Origin of the sequence: Paraburkholderia sp. RAU6.4a, from assembly GCF_050435625.1 — a bacterium.
GTDB lineage: Bacteria > Pseudomonadota > Gammaproteobacteria > Burkholderiales > Burkholderiaceae > Paraburkholderia > Paraburkholderia tuberum.
Window position 1 is genome coordinate 1,150,331 of record NZ_JBNDKQ010000003.1, and the last position, 21,775, is coordinate 1,172,105.

Annotated in this window: 22 protein-coding genes and 1 pseudogene; 14 read left to right on the plus strand and 9 right to left on the minus strand. The window is 61.1% G+C overall.

The genetic code is table 11. From position 1 onward, the window contains the following. The first annotated feature begins 95 nt into the window (after positions 1-95). A complete protein-coding gene (locus tag OKW40_RS29865; protein WP_429493082.1) occupies positions 96-1,406 on the plus strand; it encodes an Nramp family divalent metal transporter in 1,311 nt (436 codons plus the stop codon). A 376-nt stretch (positions 1,407-1,782) separates the two neighbouring features. On the opposite strand, the pseudogene OKW40_RS29870 reads toward OKW40_RS29865, so the two are convergent. Continuing rightward, positions 1,783-2,421: pseudogene (locus OKW40_RS29870) on the minus strand (alkene reductase); the annotation flags it as partial. A gap of 45 nt (positions 2,422-2,466) precedes the next feature. Between OKW40_RS29870 and OKW40_RS29875 the strand changes: the two are divergent. From OKW40_RS29875 to OKW40_RS29900, 6 genes are all read left to right on the plus strand, one after another. Continuing rightward, positions 2,467-2,868: a hypothetical protein gene (locus OKW40_RS29875; RefSeq protein ID WP_429493083.1), complete on the plus strand. Its 402-nt coding sequence runs from the start codon at positions 2,467-2,469 to the stop codon at positions 2,866-2,868. A gap of 203 nt (positions 2,869-3,071) precedes the next feature. Further along, a complete protein-coding gene (locus OKW40_RS29880; RefSeq protein ID WP_260321022.1) occupies positions 3,072-3,431 on the plus strand; it encodes a hypothetical protein in 360 nt (119 codons plus the stop codon). Continuing rightward, complete coding sequence (locus OKW40_RS29885) at positions 3,431-3,934, plus strand: DUF4123 domain-containing protein (protein WP_184057988.1); 504 nt, start codon at positions 3,431-3,433, stop codon at positions 3,932-3,934. Before OKW40_RS29880 ends, OKW40_RS29885 begins: the two co-directional genes overlap by 1 nt. Continuing rightward, positions 3,921-4,199 (plus strand): hypothetical protein, encoded by a 279-nt coding sequence (locus OKW40_RS29890; RefSeq protein ID WP_429493084.1) that lies wholly within the window; start codon positions 3,921-3,923, stop codon positions 4,197-4,199. Before OKW40_RS29885 ends, OKW40_RS29890 begins: the two co-directional genes overlap by 14 nt. A gap of 66 nt (positions 4,200-4,265) precedes the next feature. After that, positions 4,266-4,886 (plus strand): restriction endonuclease fold toxin 5 domain-containing protein, encoded by a 621-nt coding sequence (locus OKW40_RS29895; protein WP_184057984.1) that lies wholly within the window; start codon positions 4,266-4,268, stop codon positions 4,884-4,886. 9 nt (positions 4,887-4,895) lie between these two features. Continuing rightward, positions 4,896-5,630, plus strand: a complete 735-nt coding sequence (locus tag OKW40_RS29900; RefSeq protein WP_184057983.1) for an immunity 52 family protein — start codon at positions 4,896-4,898, stop codon at positions 5,628-5,630. A gap of 74 nt (positions 5,631-5,704) precedes the next feature. Here the strand turns inward: OKW40_RS29900 and OKW40_RS29905 are convergent, their stop codons facing one another. After that, positions 5,705-6,190, minus strand: a complete 486-nt coding sequence (locus OKW40_RS29905) for a hypothetical protein (RefSeq protein ID WP_429493085.1) — start codon at positions 6,188-6,190, stop codon at positions 5,705-5,707. Between the two features lie 391 nt (positions 6,191-6,581). Then, on the minus strand, positions 6,582-7,913 hold the full coding sequence (locus OKW40_RS29910; RefSeq protein WP_429493086.1) for a PLP-dependent aminotransferase family protein: 1,332 nt from the start codon (positions 7,911-7,913) through the stop codon (positions 6,582-6,584). A 90-nt stretch (positions 7,914-8,003) separates the two neighbouring features. On the opposite strand from OKW40_RS29910, the gene OKW40_RS29915 reads away from it, so the two are divergent. Both OKW40_RS29915 and OKW40_RS29920 read left to right on the plus strand, forming a co-directional pair. Then, positions 8,004-8,600, plus strand: coding sequence for a DJ-1/PfpI family protein (locus tag OKW40_RS29915; protein ID WP_429493087.1), 597 nt, complete (start codon positions 8,004-8,006; stop codon positions 8,598-8,600). Positions 8,601-8,657: 57 nt separating this feature from the next. Further along, positions 8,658-9,002 carry a hypothetical protein gene (locus OKW40_RS29920; protein WP_429493088.1) on the plus strand — a complete coding sequence of 115 codons (345 nt, stop codon included), beginning with the start codon at positions 8,658-8,660 and terminating at the stop codon, positions 9,000-9,002. Between the two features lie 272 nt (positions 9,003-9,274). Here OKW40_RS29920 and OKW40_RS29925 read toward each other — a convergent pair whose 3' ends face one another. Then, on the minus strand, positions 9,275-11,299 hold the full coding sequence (locus OKW40_RS29925) for an FUSC family protein (protein WP_429493089.1): 2,025 nt from the start codon (positions 11,297-11,299) through the stop codon (positions 9,275-9,277). A gap of 371 nt (positions 11,300-11,670) precedes the next feature. Further along, positions 11,671-12,576 (minus strand): LysR substrate-binding domain-containing protein, encoded by a 906-nt coding sequence (locus tag OKW40_RS29930; protein WP_429404003.1) that lies wholly within the window; start codon positions 12,574-12,576, stop codon positions 11,671-11,673. A gap of 142 nt (positions 12,577-12,718) precedes the next feature. Here OKW40_RS29930 and OKW40_RS29935 point away from each other — a divergent pair, with 142 nt between their 5' ends. Continuing rightward, positions 12,719-13,561: a class II aldolase/adducin family protein gene (locus tag OKW40_RS29935; RefSeq protein ID WP_090807829.1), complete on the plus strand. Its 843-nt coding sequence runs from the start codon at positions 12,719-12,721 to the stop codon at positions 13,559-13,561. A 93-nt stretch (positions 13,562-13,654) separates the two neighbouring features. Continuing rightward, on the plus strand, positions 13,655-14,968 hold the full coding sequence (locus OKW40_RS29940; RefSeq protein ID WP_429493090.1) for an MFS transporter: 1,314 nt from the start codon (positions 13,655-13,657) through the stop codon (positions 14,966-14,968). 48 nt (positions 14,969-15,016) lie between these two features. Here OKW40_RS29940 and OKW40_RS29945 read toward each other — a convergent pair whose 3' ends face one another. After that, a complete protein-coding gene (locus OKW40_RS29945) occupies positions 15,017-15,703 on the minus strand; it encodes a GntR family transcriptional regulator (RefSeq protein WP_429493091.1) in 687 nt (228 codons plus the stop codon). Positions 15,704-15,930: 227 nt separating this feature from the next. Here OKW40_RS29945 and OKW40_RS29950 point away from each other — a divergent pair, with 227 nt between their 5' ends. Together OKW40_RS29950 and OKW40_RS29955 are read left to right on the plus strand one after the other, a co-directional pair. Beyond that, positions 15,931-17,472 (plus strand): Rieske 2Fe-2S domain-containing protein, encoded by a 1,542-nt coding sequence (locus tag OKW40_RS29950; protein ID WP_090807834.1) that lies wholly within the window; start codon positions 15,931-15,933, stop codon positions 17,470-17,472. Between the two features lie 81 nt (positions 17,473-17,553). Continuing rightward, positions 17,554-18,549: a PDR/VanB family oxidoreductase gene (locus OKW40_RS29955; protein ID WP_429493092.1), complete on the plus strand. Its 996-nt coding sequence runs from the start codon at positions 17,554-17,556 to the stop codon at positions 18,547-18,549. 150 nt (positions 18,550-18,699) lie between these two features. On the opposite strand, the gene OKW40_RS29960 is transcribed toward OKW40_RS29955, so the two are convergent. Both OKW40_RS29960 and OKW40_RS29965 read right to left on the minus strand, forming a co-directional pair. After that, on the minus strand, positions 18,700-19,326 hold the full coding sequence (locus tag OKW40_RS29960) for a class I SAM-dependent methyltransferase (protein WP_429493093.1): 627 nt from the start codon (positions 19,324-19,326) through the stop codon (positions 18,700-18,702). A 149-nt stretch (positions 19,327-19,475) separates the two neighbouring features. Further along, positions 19,476-20,063, minus strand: a complete 588-nt coding sequence (locus OKW40_RS29965) for a DUF4865 family protein (RefSeq protein ID WP_429493094.1) — start codon at positions 20,061-20,063, stop codon at positions 19,476-19,478. A 290-nt stretch (positions 20,064-20,353) separates the two neighbouring features. On the opposite strand from OKW40_RS29965, the gene OKW40_RS29970 reads away from it, so the two are divergent. Further along, positions 20,354-21,100: an SDR family NAD(P)-dependent oxidoreductase gene (locus OKW40_RS29970; protein WP_429293064.1), complete on the plus strand. Its 747-nt coding sequence runs from the start codon at positions 20,354-20,356 to the stop codon at positions 21,098-21,100. 459 nt (positions 21,101-21,559) lie between these two features. Here OKW40_RS29970 and OKW40_RS29975 read toward each other — a convergent pair whose 3' ends face one another. Further along, on the minus strand, positions 21,560-21,700 hold the full coding sequence (locus OKW40_RS29975) for a hypothetical protein (protein ID WP_187611616.1): 141 nt from the start codon (positions 21,698-21,700) through the stop codon (positions 21,560-21,562). Positions 21,701-21,775: the final 75 nt, after the last annotated feature.

Genomic DNA, 21,775 nt, shown 5'->3' on the forward strand with positions numbered 1-21,775 from the left:
TCCGCGGAGTTTGGCCGTTGTATATTGCCATCACGCGCTAAAGAACCTGGAGTAATAGCAGTGCCACGTTCGTCCAGAGAAGTCGGGAAGTGTCCATGAACAGCACTGCCGGCAAAAATACGCTCACAGATCGCACGACTGTTGCGATTCGCGATGTGCTGGCCGGCAAACGAACCGGCTTGCGCTCTGCGCTGCTGTTCGCCGGACCCGCAGTGATTGCCTCGATCGCCTACATGGACCCAGGCAATTTCGCGACCAACATCCAGGCCGGTTCCCAGTTTGGGTACACGCTGCTGTGGGTGGTACTGATGGCCAACGTGATCGCCATGCTGTTCCAGGCGCTCTCTGCCAAACTCGGCATCGTGACGGGCCGTAATCTGGCGGAAATGTGTCGCGAGCAACTGCCGCGCAAGGCCGTCTTCGTCATGTGGTGTGTCAGCGAAGTGGCTGCGATGGCAACCGACCTGGCCGAATTCCTCGGTGGCGCAATCGGCCTCGCGTTGCTGTTCAAAATGCCGTTGATGGCCGGCATGGCGGTGACCGCGGTGGTGACATACGGCATCCTCGTGTTTGAAAAAGGCGGCTACCGGCCAATGGAGATCATCATCGGCGCGCTCGTTGCTGTGATCGGTCTGTGTTACCTGATCGAATTGTTCATTGCGCCCGTCGCATGGGGACAGGCCGGATTGCACTCGATCTTGCCCTCAATGCCGAACCGGGAAGCGCTGACCGTTTCGGTCGGTATCGTGGGCGCCACCGTGATGCCACATGCGATCTATCTCCATTCCGGGCTGACTCAGGGCCGGACTCCGGCGAGCAACGCGAGCGAGCACCGCGCACTGCTGCGTTTTTCGAACCGGGAAGTCATCGTTGCGCTTTTCTTCGCAGGTCTCGTCAACATGGCCATGGTAATCATGGCCAGCGCGGCATTCCATGCCGGCCACCGCGACGTCGCGGAAATCGAAACTGCTTACCATACGCTCACGCCGTTGCTCGGTGCGGGCGCGGCGGCGGTTTTCCTGATTTCGCTCATCTGCTCGGGTATCTCCAGCTCCGTTGTCGGCACCATGGCTGGCCAGATGATCATGCAGGGCTTCGTCGGTTTCCGGATTCCCGTCTGGGTGCGACGTCTGGTGACCATGGTGCCGGCGTTCGTGGTGGTCGGCCTCGGCGTGAATGCCACCCAGGCGCTGGTGATCAGTCAGGTCGTTCTTTCGTTTGCGTTGCCGATCCCGATGGTGGCGCTGGTGCTCTTCACCCGCCGCAAAGACATCATGGGCGAGTTCGTCAATAGACGGCTAACGGACATTGCAGCGATTGCCGCGACGGTCGTCATCCTCGCGCTGAATGCGGTGCTATTGCTTCAGTCGTTCGGCGTCAGCATTCCGGGCATGCCTGCAAGCTGATGCAGCCCACCCGGACTCTTTGGGGATGGGCCGCGCTCCCGGTGCGATGGACGGCGAAGTTTGTTCGCTAGCCATCGACTGACCGCTGGGGGACCAGAGGTCCTGCTCCAAAAACGGCTTGTCGATTCGTTCGCTTTCGTCTGTGATGCCGGTGCATGCATAGGGACGATCGCTGCTTCCATGTTCGCCTTGAGTTGTGAAACATACGGTAAGAACGGCGTTGACCCATGGGCACCTGGCTGGCTATGCGGATGAGGTCCGAGGCGGCATCTCCTGGTGCAAGCGTACGTCGACCTGGCGGGCTTCTCCGTTGTCTGGGCTGATCGTCCCAAAGAAAGCCTCCCGGTGCGAGGCCCGGGGGTGGCTATTTGTACGGTCAGGCAAGCGCCGGGTAATCCGTGTACCCTTCTGCCCCTGGGTGATAGAACATCTCGGGCCGCGGCTCATTGAGCGATGCGTCCAATCTAAGTCGGCGCGGCAGGTCCGGGTTGGCGATGAACATCTGCCCGAAAGCAACCGCGTCGGCGTCGCCGACCGCAAGCAAACGTTCGGCGGTGTGCTTGGTCATCTTGTCGTTGGCGATATAGATGCCACCGAATGCTGCCTTCAGTGCGGGTCCGAGCCGGTCGTCTCCCAGCGCTTCACGCGCGCAGATGAAGGCAATGCGGCGTTTGCCGAGCTCGCCTGCGACATAGCCGAAGGTGGCCGCAGGGTCCGAATCGCCCATCGACTTCACGTCACCGCGCGCAGACAGATGCACGCCGACCCGGTTGGCGCCCCATATGGCGACGCACGCGTCCGTGACTTCGAGCAGCAGTCTCGCACGGTTCTCGATCGATCCACCATATGCGTCAGTGCGCTGATTGGTGGAGTCCTGCAGGAACTGGTCAAGCAGATAACCGTTGGCGCAGTGGACTTCCACGCCGTCGAACCCTGCCTTTCTGGCGTTTTCAGCGCCGTGCCGGTAGGCCGCAACCACGCCGGCGATCTCGTCGGTTTCCAGCGCGCGCGGGACCTCCCTATGTGTCCGGGCGATCTTTCACGATAAGCGGGACCGCGCATGACCAAACCCACCAGAAAGCAGCAATCTCCCTCCCGTCCCCCTGTAGACGCTCTCCAGTATGAACGGCTCGCGCTGGCCGCCTTTCATCTTTGCGACCGGCAGGGGCAGCAACTCCGACATCTGATTACACTTGCGACCTCGATGTTCAGGAGTCCTGCTGTGACTGCCGAGGAAAGGCACGAACACCGGAACCTGCTGGAGGTGATGATCCAGCTCGGCGAGGACTACCACGCCGCCAATCGCTGCGATCAGGAACTGTTCACGGTGCTTGCGCTCGACGCCAAGGGGCTTCCTAACCGCCAACTGACACCGGCGGACGCGGCAGCGATTCTAGCTGACGCTGCGCAGGGCGCGAACGGGAAACTGGCGGCTATGGACGCTTCGTGGACAAAGCACTAACCGGCGTCGATCACTTACGTGAAAAGCGGCTCAATGCCGCTTTTTTTGAATGGTGATATTGGAAAATTTATCTTAAATTGAGATAGGCAGAGCAATTGTGAATAGTTGTCAAAACGGTTTTATCTCGAATTAAAGTCATTGACCATATCGCGTTTTGGATGGTTAATTCGTCGGGTGTGTTCTGGAAAAACAGCAGAGGTCAGATGGAGCAACAGAAACAGGATGAAGCCATGGGCAAGGAAGAGTGCGACCTTTGCCGTATCACCTATTCAATCTACTCGAACTTCCCGCCAATGCCGTCGGCAATGGCGCTGAATGCCGAAACCGGCGAATGGTTTCCGTTCGACACGCTGAAGTCGTATGCAACTGGTTACGAGATGGCCGAAGCCCTGGGTTACGCGTGGGCGTGCGATTGTCGCGGACGCTCCCCTAATACCGTGCAGAAAAAAGGCCCGTTATCGCGCTACGGCGCAACGCCCTGGCCGGTGCTTCCGCAGTCGTCCATCTGTCTCGAATGCATGATTCACGCTGCCGGGCAAGGCGCGATGACCCTGGAGCGCTGATGATTCCCGCCTCTGTCAATGAACAGCTTCGACAGTATGGGGAACGGCACTACAGCGGCCACGTGCTGGCGCTAGTGGACGGTATCCAGTACCAGCAGCATACCGGCCAGCAACTCACGCCCGAAGACCACATGACGGTTTCGCTGTTCGCGGGCACGAACGACATGGCACTCGCACACGCGGGGCCGTGGCTGGTTGATCCGAAGACGGCGCGCGACCATCTTGCGGACCTGGGCGAACTCGAACAGGCCCGCCCTGGCGTGATCTGGCTGATTACCTCAGAAAGCCTGGAGAGGCAGGCCGCAAAGCTGCGCCCGCACCTGAATACCGGCATACCGAAAGGACGAGCCGCCCTGCTGCGCTTCTGGGACCCCAGGGTGCTGCATGCGCTCAATGCGGTATGCCACGGCAAGACCGAGCGCGAGCTTTTCAGGGCTGCCGACGCGTGGCACTACCTCAACGAACGACAACGGCTCACCATCAACGACAATGGAATTTACTGAAGGGCAATGGGCGCTTCTGAAAGCCTATGAAGACCGTAACTATGTGGACTTTATCCGTGGTCATATCGTGCGCGATTATCCCGCGCTGGCCAATGATCCGACTTTGCGCGACCGGCTTAATGCGGCCTTCGCGCGAACAAAGTTACTCCGCTTCACGCATGACGTGCCGATAGTCGATTTCCTGTATGTGGAAGCAACGACGCCGGAGTTTTACAGCGTTCCGGCGGTCATAGCATGGCTGTACAAATCAGGCGTTCCGGTGTGAACAGCGATTCGAAATGTTGATGCAGGCAACGGGTAAAAGGCAACAGGAAATGAAGGAGAAACGGTGATGGGTATTCCATTCCCGGCGACGCTCGCACGCGCAGCAAACGCAATGACGCAGGCAATGCCTATGCCTGTTCCGGTCCCCACCGCCGCACCGTCTGCTGGTCCCGCAGGCAGCAGCGGCACTGGCGCGGGTGCAGACGGCGGATGGGACGAACTGCCGCGTGACCGGAGCCGCGAACGCGAAAGGCCGTGCAAGTGCCCCCCGGAGAAAGGCGCACTGGTGCGAAAGAACCACAGCATGAACCCTGAGCCGCGACGCTACCAGGCGCGCATTACCGGCTTCGAGTATGCGATAACAACGGACGGAAAAGGCCGTGAGACTGCCGAAGGCTGGAATATGGAATGGGACTGGCTTGACATAGACTTTGATGGGTTTCAGCATTCCCAATGTCTCTTGCAGGAAGCCAAGGGAAATTACGATCAATTTTTCAAAGAAAATAAGGAATTGAAATTTCCATTTAAAGGATTCACAAAAATGCAGGAGCAAATAGCAACTCAAGGAGAAGCTGTTCGCGCCAATCGGCCGAGCAGATTAATGTGGTACTTTGAGACACCGCAAACGCGAGCTTACATGATGAACACACTTCGCCAGTTTGGCGTGCCTTCGGTCCATCAACCGTGAGTGATTATCGTGAATTTACTTGAACAACATCGGGATCAAGCTGCCGGACCAAAAGGCGCATTCGAATTTCATCTTCAACGCATTAAAGCCATTGTCGACTTTATTGCAACCAAGGACGAAACCTTGGGTGGGAACTGGTATCTCGCAGGAGACACGCAACAAGATGCACTTCAATATGAGGTCTTCGCCAATGGAGCAGCGTCGAAGGCTGCTATAGATGTTTTGAAGGCAGAGTATGGACATGGGAAAAAAATTGATCGACCGAAAGTCATAGGCATATGGAACGGAAGACAAGCTGACGGCGCGACCGCCATCATGTCCTTAATGATCGACACGGGAGTTATTTCCAATAACATCGAATTGTCTCTGGATGAGAAAGCGAATGGTCTTTCGCGGCTAGGCAATTACAAATCCGTGGCCGAAGTTGTAGCCAAAGTGGCTGAGCTTTATCGCTCGCTGTATGTGACGTTCGGGCCGCGCGCTTATCAGGATCAACAGGTCTTTGATGACCGCTTAGGCGTAAGCTGGATGCTCTACCTACCGCACGCTCTCGCGCCGGCCCAGGTGCCGGAAGCGCGCGACTTAATCCCTGTCATGCGCGATGGCAAGCAGCAAGGCACGATCATCGTCAGCGTGACGGATGAAGTCTTTGATGTGAACAACCGGGAGCACGTCAAGGCGGCTAACGATATCGAAATCCGCCTCGCCGATCAGGACCTGTTGCCGCGTTTCGTTGATCTCTGAGTTCGGCTCGCTATCCCCGCTTCGGCGGGGCCTTTTCCTGCGAAGAGACCCGCTACTGCGCGGGCCTTTTGCCGTTACGCCTGATTCCAGCGATTGGGCCTCAGGGGCGATCCACCACGATGCCACTTGCGCCGTTCTGTTGCGATTTTCTCCAGCAACTGCAACACCTCTTCGCGGTTGCCGGCTTTATCCGCCTGTTCCATAGCGGCCCGGTATTCATCAGGCGTCGGCTCGACACCATCACAGCACCGGTTCACCACCACCGTAAGCGCATCCATCGGCGGGCCGACATACCGGGCACGCAACGATGACATCGCATCATGCGTGAGTTGGGTCAGATCGTCGGTCTGCAACACGGCGGCGCTGATTCTCAGCACGGGTTCCATCCACGCAAGCAATTCTGACGAATGCTGCTTTCGCACTTCGAGCGAACGAAGATTGTCGTAGCAGCGCTTCCTGTTGTTATGGTCGAACGTGGCGGGCGCGAAACGATACGTGAACTCGGTTCGCGTCCATCCGAGGTACTCACGCACATAGGAGACATTTGCACCAAGCCTCATTTCCCTACCTCCAAAAGGCAAAAAAAACCCGCACACGAAGGTGCGGGCACTACCACACACGTCGCAGTCCGGGGATGGGACCTCGACGCTTTACAACGCGATGCTATCCATCCAGGGTGGCTGCGGACGTGCGCGGGCGCTGCGCACCAGTCAGCACATTTCTCCCTTCCGTTTTGCACCGGTTTGTGCAGGAACGAAGCGGTTTTATGCTTGTGCTGGCAACTCGAAAGCGACGCATTCCGTGTCGAGGGTCGTTTCGTGCGATGTCGTCGGGAAAGGGCATGTCGCGGCGTGTTCTACGGTTGCATCGCAACAGAAAGTACGTCGTAGTGAGACGACAGGTCCTGGCCGGACATTCCTGGTGGACAGACCGCGCCCTCGCGCTTGCCGGTCAGTAGGTCTGTTCGGTAATAACCCGGGCCACTGTTTCCAGCGACCGGCGCAGCGTGGCCAGATCGACGGACCCAATCGCGAGGCGGATGGCGTGAGGTACATGCGTCGATGTCGCGAACGGCAGGGCCGTCGACACTGCAATGCGCTCACGCATCAGCGCCATCGCAATCGCGTCGGCGCGGACTTCCTGCGTCAGGGGGATCCAGATGAAGTACGACGCTGGATGGCTCATCGTCTTAAGCTTGCCGAGCGCTTCGGCGGCAAGGATTTGGCGCGTCTTCGCATCCCGCCGCTTCTCGTCTTCGAGCCGGGCCACCGTGCCGTCGTTTATCCAGTTGCAGGCGATTGCCGTCATGGTTGCGGGAGTGTTCCACGTCGTGGCCCGGATTACCCGTTCAAGCCTGGGAATCCATTCGCGTGGTGCGCAGACGAAACCGACGCGCAGACCTGTCGCGACACTCTTCGACAAGCTCGAGACATAGATCGTCGTCTCCGGAGCAATCGATGCCAACGGCGGCGGAGCATCTTCTGCGAGGTATGCGTAGGCCCCGTCCTCGATGAGGATCAGTCCATGCTGTCGAGCGATACCGACAAGCTCGCGGCGGCGCCGCGCGCTCATTACCCAGCCAAGAGGGTTGTGCAGCGTCGGCATTGCGTAGACGGCGCGTACGCGTCGTCGCTTGCATAGGGCCGTCAACGCGTCCAGATCGGGGCCGCGCCCCGCGGCTGGGATCGGCACGAGTTCCAGTCGAACGGCCTCGGCGGCCAGCTTGAATCCCGGGTAAGTCAGCGCGTCCACGGCAACCACGTCGCCGGGTTCGAGCAGCGCCATAGCGGCCGTCGTCAGTCCGTGTTGCGCGCCGCTCACGAGCAACGTCGTTCCGGCTGTTGCTGCCAGACCTCGGTTCGCCAGGTGGCGTGCCGCAGTAGCGCGCTCGTGCTCGCGGCCACCGTGCGGCTGGTATCGAAGCAGCGACTCGAGGTCGCCGGCCGCCGCGAGCTGGCGCAGCGCTGCCCGAAGAAGGTCTGTCTGACCCGGTGCAGAGGGATAGTTGAAGCTCAGGTCGATCGTAATGGCGCTCCAGGCGTGCAAGTCAACGCCTTGCCCGCGAGGAAGTGGTTCCTTGACGAATGTGCCACGGCCAGCTTCGCCGCTCACCAGACCCATCGTATGAAGCTCGGCATAGACACGCGTCGCGGTGACCAGCGCCAGGCCCTCGCGAGCAGCCAGCTCGCGGTGCGTGGGCAGACGCGTCCCGGGGGGAAGGCGGCCGTCGCGGATGTCAGCCGCAAAGCGGTCAACCAATTGCTTGTAACGGGCCCCAGGCATGGCTCAATGTATCCATGACAATAATTTGATTGTATTGATTATCGGCCCTACCATGATCTTGCACAACCTCTCCATCTGCCCGAGGACGTCATGCACATCACCATTCTGACCTTTGAAGGCTTCAACGAACTGGACTCGCTAATCGCGCTGAATATCCTTAACCGGGTCAGAAAGCCGGGCTGGCAGGTATCGATTGCCAGCCCAGCGGCGAAGATCCGTTCGATGAACGGAGTGGTCCTGGAGGCGCAAGCGTCGCTGAAGGACGCTTGCGAGGCCGACGCGGTGCTGGTCGGCAGTGGAATACAGACACGTGGAGTGGCCGCCGATGCCGCGCTGATGTCGCAGTTGCGGCTCGATCCGACTCGCCAACCGCTGGGCGCGCAATGTTCGGGCACGCTGATACTCGCAAAACTGGGCCTGCTGGATGGCGTTCCGGCCTGCACGGATCTGACTACCAAACCGTGGGTCGAAGAGGCGGGCGTGCCGGTGCTCAATCAGCCGTTCGTGGCGAAGGGGAATGTCGCGACGGCAGGCGGGTGCCTGGCGTCGCAGTATCTGGCCGTGTGGGTGATCGCGCGTCTGGAGGGCGTCGAGGCTGCGCGCGCCGCGATGCAGCATGTCGCCCCAGTAGGCGAGAGGGAGATCTACGTGACGCGGGCGATGGCGAACATCGCGCCATTCATCTGACGCAAAACAGAGGCACTTCGCACGTCCTTCAAAGCCGACATTGCTGGAGTCCAGTCTGTGGTCATCGTTCTTGTTTTCAAGCTCCTCGTTACGCCGCTGTTGCTATTGACTGCAAGCCTTGCCGGTCGTCGCTGGGGTGATGCGATCGGCAGTTTGCTGGTGGGAATGCCGCTCACGTCGGGGCCGATCTCAGTGTTTCCCGCACTGGAGCATGGACCCGCCTTTGCTGCGCAGGCGGCCTTTTGCATTGCCTATTGCAGGCTGGCGATCTTGGGATGGCCGACGGCTCTCGCGGGGGGCTTCGCGATATTTTCTGTCGTAGCGACCGTTCCGCAATGGAGTGCGCTGCCGCATACCGGCCTGTTTCTTTGTTGCTCATCGCAGGGCTCGTGGTCGGTGTGACGCTTTTTGCGGCTTATGTCGGGGCCAAAACGAATGAAACCGCTCGCGCGGTAAGGGGCTCCGGCCAAGACCGGCCGTTCGACGCTGGTGTATAGATCGTTTTCAATTGCAGTGCACGGTCGTCAATTGTCACGTGGAACTGTGAGCATCTGCTCTAGCGACTATGCTAACGAGCGCGGACTTGCCGTCATTTCGCCTGAAAGAATACGGTCATGAAAACGCGGAAATTCTCCGACGCAAGGCCGCGGTCAAACAGGGGCTCGCTGGCGTTCTTATACGGTTCCCACGTAGCTATCAAATGCGGTCACGAGATGCTGGATCGCCTGTTCGAGGTCATCTGCCGGCGTTTCAAAAGACTGATTCAGTTGCATCGCTTCCCTCGACGTCAGGGCTTCCAGCAGTGTGGCGGTCATCTCATCGTAGCGATTGGCCCTTTCCCGGTCATGTGCTTCCGGTTCCCCGCTCCGAAGGACTTCGATCACCGCGGCGGCGCCGCAAACCACCCGCACCGCGACGGTCAGCTTCCGCAGTGGTTCGAGCCGCGCAGATCGCCGCTGGCCCTCCAGGAGCATACGTTCTCTCGCAACTTCAAGCCGTGAGCTGGCCAGACCGGCTTCGCGTTGGAGGCGATCGAGGGTGGCGGTCGATCCTCCAGCCATCCGAAGCGCGGCGGACGCGAACGCCATGTTGGCCGAAATCGCGGCTGAGATCACGGCATTCAGCGCGTTACTCTCCCTCGGCGGCCAGAGAAGAAAGCTCGCCGCCACGCCTACGCAGGCACCGACGAATTCATTGGTAAGACGAGCGACAATCAATCCCTCCGCCGGATGGACGAAATCCGACATCAGCATGAACATCGGCGTCAGGAAGACAACGAACAGACCGTAGTTAACCAACCTCAATGCGACGGTCACCGCGGCAAGCGGCAAGATTGCCAATGTCACCGCAACCGGACCGGACAGACTCGTCAGAAGAACAGCAGCGATCGTTGCGCCGATGAGGCTGCCGCATGCACGCTCCAGCACGCGCAACCATGTATTGGCGGAAACCGGTTGGGTCACGACGATTGCAGCGATCACGCTCCAGTATGCAAACGTGACACTCAGCGATGTGCCGATCATGAAAGCGAGCACCGATGCGACAGCCACCCTCAGCGCATGGTCCCAGACCAGCCTTTCAATCTTGACCGCGCGAGCGGCGGCAGGCGCGGGCGTCTCGGCGTCCATTGCGAGCGCATGTCGCCCGTCCGCGAGCCGAGCGATGGCCCTTGCCGCAAAGGCAACGGCGCTTGCCGTTTGGCCCCTCCGTTCAGCCGTCTGCCGCAACAATGCGTGTGCTTGCGCTATCAGCGTATCGGCAATGGGCAGTTCTTGCTGTGCCTGCGCGGCCACGCTTTGCAGCAACTGTCGCAGGCCCTGGAGCAATTGCCGCGATCCATCGTCGTCGGCAATCGCTGCGTTGCGTCGGGCATGACCGATTGCGATCAGCGTGGAAAACACCCTGCCCGCGGCATCGACGCCCGGCCCGAGATCAGGGCCGTTGTGAACATCATGCGCCGCCAATGCCCTGCCGCGCTCGATCGACATGCGCACCCCGCGGCGATAAACGGTATCGAACTCGGTCCAGCCCTGCACATCCATTCCAGGCCGCGAATCCAGCGACTCCAAAAAACCGGCCATGTCCTCGAGCCTGCCGAAGATCGTCGCGAGCGTGAAGCCCGCGGACTGTGGGAACGGGACGGGCCAGAGGAAGATGCAAAACAGCATGGTCCAGGCTGACCCGAGCAGAAAATAGCCACCGTGTGCGAGTGCAGCGGCAAGCGGCTCGGGCGACGCAATTCCGATCACGACCGCGAGCGAGGCAACCAACCCCGCCTGCGCCGGCATAGGCCCGAGCGAGGGCTTGTAGGAGCGTGTCAGTCCACAAAGGAAGACCAGGACAAACAGGGTGACAATGCTGACGGCATAGCCCCAATGCGCGGCATAGGACGCCAGCGGCATGACGACAACACCCATGGCCGTGAAGATGGCCATCGCCTTCAGGCGCTGTGACCTGGACCCTTGCGGATCGCAGAGACAGTTCCAGAACGCCGCGACGGCTCCGAAAGCGATATCCGAACGACCGAGAATCGCCGCGGCACAGAGCATCGGCGCCATCGCAAGCGCAGCGTGTATCCCTTCCGCAATCCCGATGCGCTCGGGCGTTATGGCGAAGACATGACCTTCAGCCCGCAAGGTCCGACGGCTTACCAGGGATACGAGCTTACCTATTATTGTCATCGCACCTTTGCTGCTCACGAACGTTGATTGCTGGAGGACAAGGCCCAGGAAATGGGCGCCCCCCCGGATTGACGCTGCCAGCGCGCTGAGATAGCCGCCCACTCCGCGCTGTGAACGTCTGCTTTTCGCGTATGCGACTGGTGCCTCTGTTTCATTTGCAACACTCCCGCCGCTCATGCGACGTTCATCGTGTTGCATCGACCGGTTGAATCCGCCAATGCGGAGGAGACGTACACGCAATCAGCTTTGGGCGGCCGGGCGGCTAGCCCATTTAGAATCCACGCAGTCTTCCACTGCGGCGGGCTACGAGGATCGCCGCGCGTATGTGCATCGAATATGCGATCGCGGACCTCTCTAAAGAAGCCGGAGAAGGAGACTCGATCTCAGCATTAACCGATGCGCGCAGCATCGAGTCCCACCTCCTCGCACAACCAGTCGCAGAAGCACTTCACCTTCTCCGTGTTGCGCTCGTTCACGCGATACGACAGAAAATGCGTCTCGCGGGAGACCGGCTCGAAGACATCCGCGCCCAGCTCAACCAGTTCGCCGCGCGACAACTCACGCTCAGCGAGACGCGTGGTTTCGAGCGCGACGCCCATGCCATCGACAGCGGCGGAGATCGCGAGCGCCCCGCGATCGAACGAGGGCCGCGCCCGCGACGGGAACGGGAGTCCGTTGAGCGCGAACCAGTCGGACCACGTCACGCGGCTGAGCTGGGAATCGATCAGCGTCATTTCCCCGATCTGCTTCTCGATGGCAACGCCGCTTCGCACGAGCGCAGGCGAACACATCGGCACGATGCGTTCTGCGCCGAGCGCGCGTGTCACGATGCCCGCGCGCTCGTGTGCGACCGCGTATGAGATGGCGACATCGACTTCATGCACCCGGGTGAGGTCGATCGGCTCGGGACCGGACGACAGACGGATCGTCACGCCCGGATGCGCCTGCGTGAATTCAGGCAGGCGCGGACCGAGCCACTTGGCCGCGAAGCTCGGCGCGCTGTGCACCGCGAGCACTTGCGCATCGGGCGCGAGCGCGACCTCGCTGCATGCCGCCTCGATCACATCGAAAACGCGTCCGAGGCTCTCATAAAGGCGCCGTCCTTCCGATGTCGCTTCCACCCGCCGATTGCGCCGATGAAACAGCGGCCGGCCGAAATATTCTTCGAGCTCCTTGACCTGATGACTGATCGCGGACTGCGTCAGATGCAGTTCCTCGGCCGCCAGCGTGAAGCTCTCCAGCCGCGCGGCCGCTTCGAAGGCGCGCAGCAGCACGAAATTGGGAATTCGTCTCATGTCTTTCACCGAAACATGAATGTGGTTCATCTTTGTATGAACAGCCATCGTTTGTCAATGACGGCAGCGACCGCGACCATAGGACCCATCGAAGCAATCCGCTTCGACCGGTTCAAACCTCACTTCAAAAAGGAGTCGACCCATGGCAGCAGTGATGGAAACGCGGCCGCAGGCGCTGATCAAGGACGGCAAGGTTTCGATCTATCAGCCGGAGCAGGAAGGACTCATCTTTCCGGAGCTTCCGTCATTTTCGAATCCCGCCGCGCAGCGGCAGCATGTGAAGGAACGGCTGGTCGGCGCCTGTCGCGCGTTCGCCCAGCAAGGATTCGACTACGGCTTCGCCGGACATCTGACCGTGCGCGATCCCGAGAATCCCGGCCTTTACTGGACCAATCCGATGGCCATCCACTTCTCGCAAGTGAAGGTCTCGAACCTGATCTGCGCGGACCATCAAGGGCACGTCGTCGAGGGGCGCCATGCAATCAACCGCGCTGGCTTCGTGCTGCATGCGGCCGTGCATGAGATGCACCAGGACATCGTCGCGATGTGCCATGCGCATACGGTCTACGGCACCGCGTTCGCGTCGCTCGGCAGGCAACTCGAGCCGATCACGCAGGACGCCGCGGCGTTCTACGAGGATCACGTCGTGATCGGCGACGAGGCAGGACAAGTAGCCGTCGAGGTGAAGGCGGGTCACAAGGTCGCGAACGCGTTCAGGGACGTGAAGGCCGCGATCCACCAGAACCACGGGCTTCTGACGGCAAGCCGGCACAGCATCGAATCGGCGGCGTTCTGGTTCATCGCGCTCGAACGGTGCTGCCAGCAGCAACTGCTGGTCGAGTCGACCGGCATCGCACCCAAGCTCGTCACCCCCGAGCGCGCGCGCTACAGCCGCGAGCACGTCGGCAGCGACTACATCGGCTGGCTGCACTTTCAGGCGATCTGGGACGACCTCGTCGCCACGCAGCCGGACATGTTCGACTGATTCCGTAGAAGCAGTCCGAGCACGGCGACAACGCGAGACGAGCGCTAAAAAACGCAACGTTGCGCCGCAACCTGAACACCAGGAGACACCACAATGAGTTCCCCCAGTCCGGTTGCGTATTACCAGGGCAGAGAGTCGTCCACCTATGCGAAGGTGACATGGCGGCTCTTGCCGTTTCTGTTCCTGTGCTATCTATGCGCGTATCTCGACCGAATCAACGTGAGCTTCGCGAAGCTGCAGATGCTGCAAGCGCTCAAGTTCAGCGACGCGGTCTATGGCGCGGGCGCCGGCGTCTTCTTCGTGGGCTATCTTCTCTTCGAAGTGCCCAGTAACCTGATCCTGCTGCGCGTCGGCGCGCGCCGCTGGATCGCCCGCATCATGATCACCTGGGGCATCGTCTCGGCGAGCATGATGTTCGTCAGAACGCCGATGAGCTTCTACATCATGCGCTTCCTGCTGGGCGTCGCCGAAGCGGGCTTTATCCCCGCGATCCTGCTCTATCTCACGTACTGGTTCCCGGCCTCGCGCCGCAGCAAGGTCACCGCGCTCTTCTTGACGGGCATTCCGATGTCGGGAGTCGTCGGCGGGCCGCTGTCAGGCTGGATCATGAATCATATGAATGCATCGCACGGGCTGGCGGGCTGGCAATGGCTGTTCCTGATAGAAGGCATTCCGACCGCGATCCTCGGGCTGGTCGCGTTCTTCTATCTCGACGACAAGCTCGCCGATGCGAAGTGGCTCACAGACTCGCAGAAAGCCATGCTCGAAGCCGGTCTGAAGGACGAAGAGCCGGCTCACGCGCTGCATTCGGTGAAGGACGGCCTGATGCACCCGAAGGTGCTGCTCCTGAGTGCGATCTACTTCTTCTTCACGATGGGCCTGTACGGCGTGAGCTTCTGGCTGCCCACGCTCGTCAAGGCGAGCGGCGTGGCCGATCCGCTCAATATCGGCCTGCTTTCCGCGATCCCTTACGCGGCGGCGGCCGTCTCCATGCTGCTCGTCGGTCAGAGCTCGGACGCCCGCGGCGAGCGGCGCTGGCATCTTGCGTTGCCCGGGGTGGTCGGAGCGGCCGGACTGTGCACGAGCGTCGCGTTCGCCCATTCGACGCCAATCGCGATGATCGCCCTCACGATCGGCACGATGGGCGTGATGACGACAATTTCGCAGTTCTGGGTGTTGCCGCCCGCTATCCTGGGCGGCGGCGCCGCGGCGGCGGGGCTTGCGCTGGCGAATTCGGTCGGCAGCGTATCGGGTGTCGTGAGCCCTTACGTGATCGGGCTGATTCAGACAGGCACGGGATCGACCGGCAACGGCGTACTTGGGCTGGCGGCGAGCCTGATCATCGGCAGCGTGCTCGTCTTCACCGTGCCGGCCGCACTCGTGAACGGCCGGCGCAAGCGGGCTTGAGCGAAGTCCCGCTCCACGCAAAGATCCCGCGATCGCGGGATCATCGCATCAGCTCACTTTTTCTTCCTGCCGATCGCTCAGCACCTGCCCGAGCCGCTCGACGAGATTCTGCCGCGCCCGAGTCGTATGAAGATCGGTCAGTTCCGTCGCGCGCTGCGGGTCGCCATCGGCGATGGCCGCGGCGATGGCTGCGTGCTCGTCCCAGATCGCCTGGCGCTGCCCCGACGACTGCAGCACCGCGCCCATCACCCGTCGCAGATGGACCCAGTGCATCTGCGCGGTCTCCACGATGAGCGGATTGCCCGACGCGGCATAGATCGCGGCGTGGAACGCCATGTCGGCATCGATCATCGCCTTCACGTCGTCGGCCTTCGACGCGCGACGGCCGTTCGTGATCAATGCCTTGTCCAGCTTCGCGCCGCGACCGGCGGCAAGACGCGCGGCGAGCGAGTCGAGCGCGCCGCGGATTTCATAGAGATGGCTGATCCAGGCCGCGTCGAGCGGGGTCACGAGCAAACCCCGACCGGGCGCGTCCTGCACCAGTCCGTCCTTCTTGAGCAAGCGCAGCGCCTGCAACACCGGCGAGCGCGACACCGCAAGTTGCTCGGCGATTTCTTCCTGCGTGATGCGCGTCCCGGGCTCGAGCGTCCCAGAGCTAATGGCATCGAGCAGCACCTTGTAGACCTCGTCCACGTAGTCGGTGCGCGCCTGAAGCTTGAGCAGTTTCGTCGCCATGATCAAAGCTCGTTTATGGATACAGAATACGGCAAGGGTATAACCGCACCGCGGGAGCGTCAATGTCCGGCGCTGAAGCGAAAAGGTGAATCTCCGCGTTTACCCATAGAGACATCGCCGCATCGCGCGACTAATCTTTGGATACAGAGTACGGTGTTCTGAATATCGAGTTCGGCGTTCAAAGTGCCGGCGACTGACAACTCCACCACCTCAAAATAGGATTTGCGATGACGATCAAGGAAGACAAGCTGGAAGGACAGAAGACGAGCGGCGGCAATGTCGTGTCGAAGAAGCTGATTCCGTACGGCGGTTACTACACAAGCAAGGTGCCTGGCCACGATCCCGAGCTCACCGAGACCGGCCCCGGCACACCGATGGGCGAGTTCATGCGCGCGTTCTGGCATCCCGTGTGCATGTCGATCGAACTGACGGACACACCGCGTTATCTCAAGATCCTCGGCGAGGAACTGGTGGCGTTTCGCGATGGCAGCGGGCGCGTGGGCGTGCTGCATGCGCATTGCGTGCACCGCGGCGCGTCGCTCGAATACGGCGCGATCCAGGAGCGCGGCATCCGGTGCTGCTATCACGGCATGGTGTTCGACGTGGACGGCACATGCCTGCATGTGCCGTTTCCGAAGGGCGAAGAGAAGGAAGCCGAGAAATTCGCGTGCTCGATCCAGCAGGGTGCGTACAAGGCGGTCGAGCGCAACGGCCTCGTGTTCGCGTACATGGGACCGCCCGATGCCGAGCCGCCCTTTCCCGAATGGGAAGGCGACTTCACGGTGTTGCCAGGCGACGAGCTTGTGCCGTACAGCAACTTCCAGCATTGCAATTGGCTGCAGGTGCAGGACAACGCCGCCGACAACTATCACCCCACCGCGCTGCATGCCGGCAAGAATGTCGTGAATGGGCAGTACCAGGGCACGACATTCGACGAGGTCGGCGCGGCATCAATGGAAGTCGCGCCCGACATGCACTTCGTGCCGGTGCAGCAGGGCCGCAGCCTCGCCTGCGCGGGCGCGCGTCGAGTCGATAAGGACCGGCTCTTCGTGCGCGTGCAACATCAGGTGCTGCCGAATCTGAGCCTGCATGCGTACACGTCGGAAGACGGATCGAAGAAGAAGCTGTTCAGCCGCTTTCACATCATCCGCTGGACCGTTCCCGTCGACGACGAGAACAGCAAGATGATCGGCTGGCGCGTGATGGGCCCGGGCATCGATACGCGCGGCGTCGGCAAGAAGGAACTCGTCGGCTATGAGTCGATCGACTTTCTCGAAGGACAGGTCGCGATGCGGCGCCCCGAGCGCTTCGGCGAATACAAGCTCGAGGATCTGCCGCCCATTCCGCCGAATCATCGCGAGCGCGAGAACTACAAGGCCGCGCAATACGCGCCCGGCGACTACGAAGCGATCATCAGCCAGCGACCGATCGCCGTGCACGCGCTCGAGAACCCGACGAAGTTCGACGCCGGCCTCTTCCTCTTTCGCAAGTTGCTACGCGATGCGCTGCGCGGCACGAATCCCGCGGCATCGGCGCAGAGCTTCGCCGAGTGGTTCCGTGCGAACGCGGGCGCACCCAACAGCTATTGCTCGGGCAACGTGTTCGAGATTCCCGAAGGCGACACGGTCGAAGAAGAAGTCGCGCGGCGCCGCAAGGTCACGAAGACGATCGTCTCGATCCTCAACGAGAGCGAGCGGCTAAAGGCGGATGAACGCGCAGTATTCGTGCGCGAGAAGTTCGAGGAACTCGAACAATCGATGAAGAACTGAAGCGCCACGACAAGCAAGGGGCGCGTCGCGCGCCTCGTGCGGCGAATCGGGATTCGGCAGCACATATGAGGGATCAGGAAAATGGCAAGCGAACAGACATCGAACTCCGACGGCAGCACGCTCCAGTTGCTCGTGCGACAGGTTCGTTTCGAAGGCAAAGGCATCAACTCTTACGAACTGGTCGATCCGTCCGGCGCCGAGTTGCCGGCCTTCACTGCCGGCGCTCATATCGACATCCATCTCGGCGACGGCCTCGTGCGCCCGTATTCGCTGTGCAACGCACCCAACGAGCGCCATCGCTATGTGATCGCCGTGCTGCGCGACGAGCGCGGCCGTGGCGGATCGAGAGCGCTGCACGAGCGCGTGCATGTGCAGGACATCGTGCGCGTGAGCCGTCCGCGCAACCAATTTCAGCTCGTCGACGATGCGCGCAGGGTGATCCTCATCGCGGGCGGCATCGGTGTGACGCCGCTCAAGTCGATGGCGCATTGGCTGGAAGACGCCGGCATCGAATACGAAATGCACTACTGCGCGAAAGATGCGGACTGTGCCGCGCTTTCCGGGGAACTCGAGCCGATGCGCGTGAACGGCCGCGTGCACTTTCACTTCGACGGCGGTGATCCGAAGGCGGGGCTCGACATCCGCCGCTTGCTGAGCGAGCCGTCGCACGGCGTGCACGTGTATTACTGCGGTCCAGCTGGTTTCATGCAGGCATGCGCGGATGCAAGCGCGCACTGGCCCGCCGGCACCGTCCACTTCGAGCACTTCAAGGCGCCGGGGCGAAGCGAACCCGCGAGCGCGGCGAACGATGTGGCGGACACGTTCAGCGTGAAGATCGCGAGCACGGGACAGATGATCGAAGTCGCGAACGATCAGAGCATCGCGGACGCACTCGAACAAGCGGGCGTCACAATCGAAACATCGTGTCATGCGGGGCTGTGCGGGACATGCAAGGTGCGGTATCTGTCCGGGGAAGTTGAGCACAACGACTGCATTCTCAACGACGACGAGAAGGCCGAATTCCTGACGGCCTGCGTATCGCGCGCGAGAAGCAAGGTACTGGTGCTCGATCTTTAGCCGAGATGTTCGATTAGACTCGCGATGGAGCTGTGGCCTCTCGAGCGCAAGGGGCCGTTGTCGGATATGAAGCCGACCTTCGTATGTCTCTTCTCACGCACGGACGAAAGGCTGATGATGGCCGGACACCGCCGATGGAAGGGATCGAAGCTAATCTCGCCCACCACCTTTGACAAAGGCGAGCCGGCTCCAGGTCACACCCATCCGCTGATTTCCTCGTTGGGTGGATTCGGTCCGGACATTTAGCACAGTCCTGAAGCTATGGGCGCTTGCTAACCGAATGGTCTCTGCTGCCGAAACATCAAACATTCGGCGTCCTTCGGGGACTGGACCGTGACGTAAAGACATCACCACCATCGCACCTTCCCGCAGCAAGGAGCTGACGGTCGACATCGCCTGACAACGCTCGTCTTCGTCCAGATGCATCCAAACGGCGGAGAGCATCACCAAGTCGAATTCTCTTCGTCGCGAACGTACAGACATGAGATCCGGCAGACTGTCGTCCACCCATTCAATCCGGGAAGACGAATGCAGCCCGATTCCTGCGACGCGCAACGCGTCCACTGGTTCTACGGCCATCACTGTATGCCCCATAGCTCCTAACGCAGCTGCATCGGTTCCGATACCGGCGCCAACGTCAAGAATGTGGGCCGGGGGCATCGGCAAGAGATGCATGACGGGCCTGTGGCTGTTCTCAAATGAGATGTCCCGCCATTGCTCGATGAGAGATTGAGCGTTCTCAGCGTAGCCTTCCGTCCCGCTTACGTTGATGGACACCACCGACTCCACATGTCGCGTTCTCGCAAAGTTGCCCGATTGTCGCCAATCTAGCCCGCGACGTCCAACGTCCGTCCGTGGCCGACGACTGCCTGACGGCAATTGAATGCGGTCGCCGACTGGACGAAACGTTAGGCTGCTGGCGCTATCTATTCTGTTGACGGCGCCAGTTCATCGAAGCCTGGGCGCGACAAGTGCAGCACTTCGTAGCGTTCGCCTGGGACAACTGCTTCTGGTGTGTCGGCCCAAAGCGTGAAGGTGACACGCTCCCAGGAGCGCGGATCAATCGCACAGGCGCTGGCGATCACACTACTATGCCTGGCGACACGCTCGACTTCAGCGACCGCATCTCGCGCGGCCTGCGCGAGATCGGCTTCGCGAGGAACGACCACTCGCTCCCGCGTCGCCGCGCAAGGCAATACGCCGGACGCCGGTCCGCGCTGGCACAGGAGGCCCGACCATGTCAGCACGACGGGCCGTCCGAACGATTCGACGATGCCTTGGAAACCGCCTCCTTCCCACAGGAAACGGTTCATACCAACGGTGTCATTCCACAAGTAGAACGGCGAATACTGGTTGAGCGTCGCACCTGCCTTGTCGCGCTCGCGGATCAGGTAAGCCTTGAGACCAAGGCCAGCGAACGTGTCGGTCATGTGCCCGCGGTCCGCGACGCGATTTCGGATGATCTGCATATCGTAGTCGGCGGGCAAGGTGATTTCATAATGCATCGCATACATGGTGGGGCTCCAGATTTTGCTACAACCAGGCGAGCGACATCCATTGCGAGGGTGCCGCCGCCCGCGATTGTCGCTGACCCTGAGCTGCCGTTCGGCCCAGTCTAGCTGCAACGGCTTCTTTGAAGCCAGAACGGCCGAAAGATCGATGAAAGCAAGAGGGCGACTTTCCGGCGAAGACGCTTTGAAGGAGGCAAACCAGGATGTTTTCCGGCAACGCCTCGCTCGGCGACACCACGCCTCGCAGACGAGGCCACAACCGGTTCTGCCCCCCGCAACCGAGGAGTTCCACGATGCCAGCTCATTCGCTCAACTTAAACGATCGTGTCGCCTTGGTGACCGGCGGCTCGCGCGGAATCGGACGCGCCATTTCGATCGCGCTTGCCTCAGCCGGCGCAGCAGTCGCGGTCAACTATCGGCAACGCGAGAACGACGCGGCCGACGTCGTCGCGGAAATCGAACGCGCCGGAGGCCGCGCGATCGCGGTATGCGCCGACGTATCGGTCGGAGACGACGTCGAAGCGATGATCGCCGAGGTGGAAAACCGCCTCGGCCTGATCGACGTGCTCGTGAACAACGCGGGCACCGCGACGATCGTCGACATCGACGATCTCGCGGAAGCGGAGTTCGATCGAACGCTCGCCGTCAATCTGAAATCGGCGTTTCTCTGCACGCAGGCAGTGCTGCCCGGCATGCGCGCGAGGCGCTGGGGCCGCATCGTCAACGTCTCGTCGGCCGCCGCCCGCGGCCCCGGCTTGGTTGGCGTTCACTACAACGCATCGAAAGCCGGGCTCGAAGGCTTGACGCGCGGCTATGCGGCACGGCTCGCCCGCGAAGGGATCACCGTCAACGCCGTTGCACCGGGACCGATCGACACCGAAATGGCTGGACCGCTCAAGGCGTCCAACGTCGCAGAAAGGCTGCCCGTCGGGCGCTTGGGCGAAGCGAGCGAGGTCGCGGAGGTCGTGCTGATGGTCGTCGGCAACGCATTCATCACGGGCCAAACGATCCCCGTCAACGGAGGCGCAAGCTTCATATAGATCCTTGGCCGCATCGCGCGCGGGCAAGATCCGATGCGCGAGAGGCGTTCCGGTTAGGCGCGAGTAGGTCCGCTTGCACGCGCGGCACCGGAAAAACGGTAATGCATGATGGCGATTCGGCCGGTTCTGCACCCGCGTGTTGCCACTCTTGCAGGCCGGGCACGGTGGCACGGGCGTCGTCTCTCGCGAGTACAACTCGTCCCAGATTCCGGTTACGAACGTTGTCAACAACGGATCGTCGTCGCTGTATGCGCGGCCCGCAGCATGTGTGACCGGTAGCGTCGCGTCGAACTCGGGGATCAACGTTTGCATTGGACTGCACGCGGTCGAGCCGCGGTGGTCCTTGTGCTCCGTGTGCTTACGTTTATGCGTGCGCGTCATGTTCGCTGTTCAACGCAGCCGTTGGTGGCCGCGAAAGCTGAGGGTATCCGTATGTTGTTTCGTCTTCTCTGAGTCAGTCTAAAAGCGGGTGCCGGCGTGGCATCCGCCAAAGGCGCCGCCACTGGTTGCCGAGCCGCCGCAGCCGAACAGGGAACAGCCGCCGAGCAGCGACGACGCGGCGACAACCAGCGCGGCGACGATGAGTTTTCGTCGTTGCATGATTGCAATCAATGGTGAAGCGGGTTGGTCGCGAAAATCAGCTTGAGCGCAACATGCAGAAATCCCCACGCGAAC